This is a genomic window from Microvirga tunisiensis (assembly GCF_009296175.1).
GTDB lineage: Bacteria > Pseudomonadota > Alphaproteobacteria > Rhizobiales > Beijerinckiaceae > Microvirga > Microvirga tunisiensis.
In genome coordinates this window covers 1-6,193 of the sequence record NZ_VOSK01000342.1, presented here as the reverse complement: position 1 = coordinate 6,193, position 6,193 = coordinate 1, and the positions used below count along the sequence as shown (strand labels likewise).

General features: G+C 55.0%; 7 protein-coding genes. 4 read left to right on the top strand and 3 right to left on the bottom strand.

Features of this window, described 5'->3' with window-relative positions; genetic code table 11:
* Positions 1-169: 169 nt before the first annotated feature.
* Positions 170-679 (top strand): DUF4365 domain-containing protein, encoded by a 510-nt coding sequence (locus FS320_RS36045; protein WP_152717160.1) that lies wholly within the window; start codon positions 170-172, stop codon positions 677-679.
* A 144-nt stretch (positions 680-823) separates the two neighbouring features.
* On the opposite strand, the gene FS320_RS36040 is transcribed toward FS320_RS36045, so the two are convergent.
* Complete coding sequence (locus tag FS320_RS36040; protein WP_152717159.1) at positions 824-1,702, bottom strand: RelA/SpoT domain-containing protein; 879 nt, start codon at positions 1,700-1,702, stop codon at positions 824-826.
* 379 nt (positions 1,703-2,081) lie between these two features.
* Here FS320_RS36040 and FS320_RS36035 point away from each other — a divergent pair, with 379 nt between their 5' ends.
* The 3 genes from FS320_RS36035 to FS320_RS36025 all read left to right on the top strand — a co-directional run bounded on the left by FS320_RS36035 (position 2,082) and on the right by FS320_RS36025 (position 4,126).
* Positions 2,082-2,669: a recombinase family protein gene (locus FS320_RS36035; protein WP_152717158.1), complete on the top strand. Its 588-nt coding sequence runs from the start codon at positions 2,082-2,084 to the stop codon at positions 2,667-2,669.
* Between the two features lie 620 nt (positions 2,670-3,289).
* Complete coding sequence (locus FS320_RS36030; RefSeq protein WP_152717157.1) at positions 3,290-3,673, top strand: hypothetical protein; 384 nt, start codon at positions 3,290-3,292, stop codon at positions 3,671-3,673.
* Between the two features lie 108 nt (positions 3,674-3,781).
* The gene (locus FS320_RS36025; RefSeq protein WP_152717156.1) at positions 3,782-4,126 is read left to right on the top strand and encodes an integration host factor subunit beta; all 345 of its coding nucleotides are present in this window, start codon (positions 3,782-3,784) and stop codon (positions 4,124-4,126) included.
* On the opposite strand, the gene FS320_RS36020 is transcribed toward FS320_RS36025, so the two are convergent.
* Complete coding sequence (locus FS320_RS36020) at positions 4,104-4,901, bottom strand: hypothetical protein (RefSeq protein WP_152717155.1); 798 nt, start codon at positions 4,899-4,901, stop codon at positions 4,104-4,106. The two genes, FS320_RS36025 and FS320_RS36020, sit on opposite strands and share 23 nt — an antisense overlap.
* A 205-nt stretch (positions 4,902-5,106) precedes the next feature.
* Positions 5,107-5,943: a hypothetical protein gene (locus FS320_RS36015; RefSeq protein ID WP_152717154.1), complete on the bottom strand. Its 837-nt coding sequence runs from the start codon at positions 5,941-5,943 to the stop codon at positions 5,107-5,109.
* Between the last annotated feature and the right edge of the window lie 250 nt (positions 5,944-6,193).

The following is a 6,193-nucleotide window of genomic DNA, read 5'->3' as shown; positions in this document are numbered from 1 at the left end:
GCAAGGGACCATCACGCTGCGCAACGGACAGGCTCCGCGCGCTGGCCCCTTGCTCCTGTCGCGCCAGAAGGCGTATCACCTGCCGAGGCTCTAACAGCGGCTGGATGAAACTTCAGTGGCAGGTCAGGCAGTATAGCGGGAAGATCTCAAAGACGGGCACAGGGGAAACATGGATCTTGTAAGAACGACGGTCGCGGTCCCCACCTGGGCGCACCTTGACACCCTACGTCTTGGGAAATGGGGCGAGTATTTCGCCAAGATGGCCTTCGTGCGAGCCGGGCTCGATGTGTACTCCCCTGAAGTGGATGATCGTGCAATCGATGCGCTCATCCGCATCCCGAATGATCCACCGCGATACCTTGAAGTTCAGGTGAAGACGATCCGAGCGGCAAAGTCCGGCTACATCTTCATGAGAAAGCGCCACTTCGCTATTCGGCCAGATTCATTCCTTGCCCTCGTCCACTTGGCGGAAGGAGCAGAGGCTGACCTCTATCTAATCCCCTCACTGGCTTGGCGCACCCCAAATCCGCCCTTCGCTGATCGAGATTACGAGGGCAAGAAGTCAGAGCCAGAGTATGGCCTGACCATCAGTCCGGCAGCACTTCAAACGCTACAGCCCTACCTCTTCTCGAACGTGGTTCGCGAACTTATAGCCGGTACGTGGCCGAGCCAACCATGACGGAAATGGTCGAAGGCTCTTACTCGAACGGAGGCACCATCTGCCGGAGGATGGGCACTGCCACTCCTCAGTGCCGGAGCCTACCGAAGTGCTGGTATGGCGTGGATGCGAAGCGTTAGAATTCAACCCATAGATTATTGGTCACTATCCGAGGACATCATCAAGTTCGCCAAGGAACGACTCCGTATCGAGGAAGTAGTTGGGAAAGGCTCGCCGAAGGGAATCAAGGTGCTCAACAGAAACCAAGACCGCCTGTGCCCCAGGCTTCTTAGTTAGCTCCGATTCGACTTCGAGATACTCTTCGGCTGCTCTCGTGATCTCGCTCGACCGATAGCTCCGAACCTCAAGCCTACCTGCTTCGGGCTCCAAGAGAAGCAGGAAGTAGTGCGCTCGTCGGTATTCATGATCCTCCGTGATCATCAAGGTGTTTCGGTACACGGTCAGCGTATCCCGTACGCGAAGCTGATCTGCCATTGCTCTGATCGCTACGATCAGGTCTGATTTATTCGGGGCGTTCGCGAGCGGAGGCGTCCCTTCCTTGTGAGCAAACAAGGAACTTGTGTACGAGAAGAAGCGAAGCCACTCTTCGGAGCCTTCGCTCGATTTCAAAGATTGATCTAAGAATGTTCCAACCGTTTCAACCGCCGTTGCCCAATAGTGCTGGATCGCAGAACGAATCTGCAACTCGATCTGCTGATTGTTATACGTTTCTGTCCGGTCACTATTGTACTTATAGACCAGATGAATACCTCTATATCCAGAAATTTTTGGTTGCTGGATGTAATCTTTCTCGTTAGCGAGATGATGTTTAATGCGGGAACGTCGGTAGCTTTCCCTAATCTTGTAGACATCCGCCACCGTGCGTACGACTGCACGACAGCCCCCGATATCTTGCATGCGGCAAAGGCTCATCTGCGTGTTACGCTGCAACTTACGAAGGATTGATTCTACACGTTTCAGTCGCTGGGCGGTGAGCGCGTCTGGATCAGCCTCGGTTGCGAGGCGGCGCAAAGAGATGTGCATTGTATTCAGTGGGAAAGCATGGGCTGCCCGCCAATTATTCACGACCTCTAGTGCCTGCGAAGTCTCAGGACTTGGCTCTACGCCAGTAGCGAGGAATTTTCCTGCTCGATCAACTTGCGATCTGCTAAATGCCGGTTTGACCCAATGCACGTAGGTGCCCCCATTTTTATGATCCGCTTTTTACATGTTTGATGCCGCGCGACCAGGGATGGCCCTCGGTTATTCTCAGGAAGATGGTTCATTAGGGTGAACCCAGACGATACAGCAAATTTTGAGACATCCCCTTGCGCTGCCAGTGTCTTTTTTGGGTAAGCTTGACAGTTATGAGACACCTGCTTATGTCTCTCTAAGACCCATACGAGACAAATAGGCGGCGAGCATGGCTATCATCGGATATGCACGGGTGAGTTCTGACGACCAGAGTCTCGAAGTGCAACTCGCCAAACTTAAGGAAGCCGGTGCAGAGCGGATTTTCGCCGAGAAGAAGAGCGGGACGACACTGGACGGGCGCTCCGAGTTTCAGGCCCTCATGCAGTTCGTCCGCGACGGCGACGAGGTAATATGTACCCGCATTGATAGATGCGCGAGGTCAATGGCCGATTTTCAGCGGATCATCACTGAGTGGAAATCTAAGGGCGTACGTTTCCGCGCCGTGGATCAAGCAGGCGTAATTCTCGATGGATCGCCTACGTCCGACCTGTTTCTGAACCTCCTTATGGCCTTCTCGGAATTCGAGACCCGGCTACGTCGTGAACGCCAACTTGATGGGATCGCGGCTAAAAAAGCTGCCGACAGGGCCAAGCCAAAGAATGAGCGCACGTATCAGGGACGGCCTGCCACCATAGATCCTGCAATGGTGCGGGAGCTTCGGGACCAAGGTCTTGGTGCATCAGAAATTTCCAAGCGCCTTGGGATCGGTCGTGCCAGCGTCTACAGGCTCCTTGGTGACCAGCAACTTGCTACGTAGTTGAAGTGTGAACCAGCACCCTAAGGGTCCTACCTGTTCTACCGCATCTGGATAAATACCAGATGCGACCAAAATGCTGCTCTGCTAATCGATGTGGACAGATCCACTGCGCACCCTGTTCCCGGCGTTACGTGAAACGCATTGCCCAGCGCATCCACGCCGTAGGCAACCACAGCCTACGTGCCGTCGAGATCGACATTGCGCCTTCAAGCCCGGCTGATTTCTGGTCATGGCGCGTAGAGGCACGCAATGTGATCGACTATCGCCGTCGATCAAGCCGATGGTGGCGGCACTGCGGGCTGATAGTATGGTTGGGTTCTGATCAAAAGCTGCGCGGCGTCGTGTTTCTTGGGGCCGTGGCTCCCGTCGATTTCCTGGCAGCCTTCTCGCGTTGGCCAACGACCCTTCGGCCTATTGATCCCGCCACCCTGCGGGACACGATTTATGCCGTTGTCCAACCGGGAATGATCGCAACTATGCCCACGTCGAAGGCAAGATATCAGCCGTTGAAGTTGGCTGTTTGGCCTCGTCGCAAAGCAACAAAGACAAGATCATCGGTCCAAGAACGAGCATCTACGGTTTACATCGAGCCAATGCCAGTTTTGATATGAAAGGATTTCATGAAAATTTCACCCCCTAAGATCACTCTTTACGATAGATGTACTTACGAACAAGCCCTCACTATTATTTCAGATCGCAAGCTCAGACAGTGCGAGGCTGCGCCCAATCCGATCATTGCAATCAGTTTTCTCGACGACGCAGCGCTCGTCGCGTTCAAATTCTGGTTTTACGAAGCGACCGTATTCCAGGATGAAACCGCGCTGGTTTCGCCTGCCGAAACAAGAGCCGTCGAGGCGTACATTTCGGAGAACAATCTGGGAAGTCGCATTACCCGAACCAACCTTCTCGCCGTGCGGTTCTATGATACGGACGACGAGCGAGCTTTCGAGGCAGATTCGGGTTTTAGCTCCGCAATCCACATTGTCTGTACGGATCTTGAGTAGCGGGTGCCCGCGAGCACCTATTCATTCTTCCTGGACCGTTGCTTGACGGTCTGATGGTACTCTCCCATTTTGCTAATAATTCCGTGTTAGCAGGCACTTACGGCAGGCATGATTAAATCTGAATTGGTCCAGAAGCTCGCTGAGCAGAACCCACATTTGTATCAGCGTGACATCGAGATGGTCGTGAACGCCATCCTCGACACTATCACTGATGCTCTTGCACAAGGCGGCAGGGCAGAGCTTCGTGGCTTCGGCACGTTTGGTGTCAAGAAGCGAGACGCCCGCACGGGACGCAATCCGCGCACGGGTAAAGCGGTCTCCGTCTCTGAAAAGGTTGTCCCCGTTTTCAAGACTGGCAAGGAGATGCGTCACCGCCTCAATGCCAAACCGAGCCTGACAGCAAAGAAGGTTGTAGCGGGTGCAGGGAAGGCTAACGGCTTCGTAGACGCATAATAGCCTCGAACGTCGCCTCTGTCTCCTTGAACCGTCGTTCGGCATCGATACGCCAGTCCACTGGTTGGCCATCGGGATGGAACTCCTTCCGGAATGCTAACCGGGCAGCTTTCAGGAGAAAGTCTGGGCAATCATGAGCCAGCCCAACCTTACGGTAGAGCGTGTCCCTCTGCTCGCAGGCATCACCCTGGACAGACACACGAGCACGAGCGAGGGCTCGTTCCTCGATTAGAGTTGAGATGAGCGATATGGCATCATCTCTCTCTTCCCTCATCTGGTTAAGAGCACCTAAGAGGAACTGCACCACATCGTCAGCCGTGTGATGGTCCTTGATGAGGAAATCGTCATAGTTTGAACGAGCAGCCTTCGAGGTCCACTCATCAACGGCCCTGTCTCCTTCCTCAAAGAGATTTTTGCCTACTCTGTCTCTCTCATCAGAGCTATCGCTGCGTTCTTGCCTCGCCCAAGCCTTTTCTTCGCGCTGATGCCGCTCGCGGTGCTGTCTTTCCCGAAGAGCCTCCTCACGGCGGGCTTGGTAAGTGGCTCTTCGAGCTTCATCACTCTCTCGCTCACTACTTTTATCAGGAGATGAGAACTCCGGAGGTCTCCACCCTGGCTTCCAGGGATTCCACCACCCAAATCGTTTTAGAACCTCTTTCTCAGCGTCCCGGCGTCTCAGGCAAGGTTCGGACGTGAGAAGGAACGTCAGAAGATCCTGAGGATCGGCGGTGGTCGATTTGGATGGTCGAGAAGGGGCATTTGGATGGATGGTCATGGATGGTGGGCCTCACGGGCGGAAGACAAGACTCGGCAGGACATTGCCCTTCGCGAGGAGGCGACCGCCTGCATCTCGTGTCTCATTGAGCCGCTTGTCATAGTAGCCAAGCCATCGCCCACCCGCGTCACGAGCATCGATCCTATCTGAAGCCCCATTGCTCTCGTACCATCCCAACACCTTTCCGGCCCGATCTCGAACGATTTCACGCGGCATCGAACATTCTTCCGTCCAGACTGGCGAGTTCGTTGTCGATCAAATCTACCTGATCGCGGAAAGGATCGAGAACACGCGCCAGCCTCGCGACGCGATTGAAGCGGACTGCCTGCCAGTGCCGCGCCGGGATCTGGACCCCACAAGCGTGCAGCTTCTTGAGTACAAGTTGGGTCGTTGCGGGATCGACGGACGTGTTCTTCACTCCATGAACGGATTCGAATACCCATCCATCAGAAAGGCTTTCAAGTTGAATGATGCAGGGCGTCGGCAGATACTCGACGTAGAGCACCCGCCCAAGCGCACATTGAACGATTTTGCCTTCGAGGCAGTTTTCAAACCGTTTTGCAGCATCGCGCATAGCGTCAGCACTTTGGAGCAGGATCATCTCTGACGGGTCAACGAACGGAACTGGCACCCAAAAGTTGGTCGCCTTCTCTAACCAGCGCGTTATCCAGTTGCGAAGTGGGGTTCCGGGTCGTAAGGCGTCCAGCGACTTCCTGAGATTGCCATCTGTGACGCCCATGTTGACGCGCTTGATCAGTTCAACCGCTCGCACGAAATCCGTTGCCTGCTCTACAGACCGCAGGCGGTTCAGCACCGGGAGACAGACGTAGCGGGCGGGGAGCACCCGAATGGTTTGAATGGCGTGTTCGGGGATATTCGGCAGGTGCCGGAGGACGGCAGCACGTGTTCGATGCTCAGGCAGAGTATGTAGCTCGACGAGCGTTTGATAGTCCTGAATGGACAGCGGCTTATCAGGGAGCCGAGCCAGAGTGCCCATGAGCCCATGGGCGTCAGGGAAAAGCCTGCGAACGAAGTCTTTCACCCTCCGATGCAGAAGCACGTCACTGATGGTTTCAAGCGGCGTACGAGCATTCCGTTCGCTGTTCCCGATCAGAGGTACGAGGAGATTGTAGCGCGACGCGCGAATGTGTGAGTAAGGCGACGGCCAGATTTACGAGATGTCGCCTCCGGTTGAAGTCGACCTACCGTGTCACGGGACGACACGGAGGAGCGCATGAGCCGGCTCGATCAGGAGGCTCGCATGACTATCAAGGCATTGGCGGCGCGGGGAG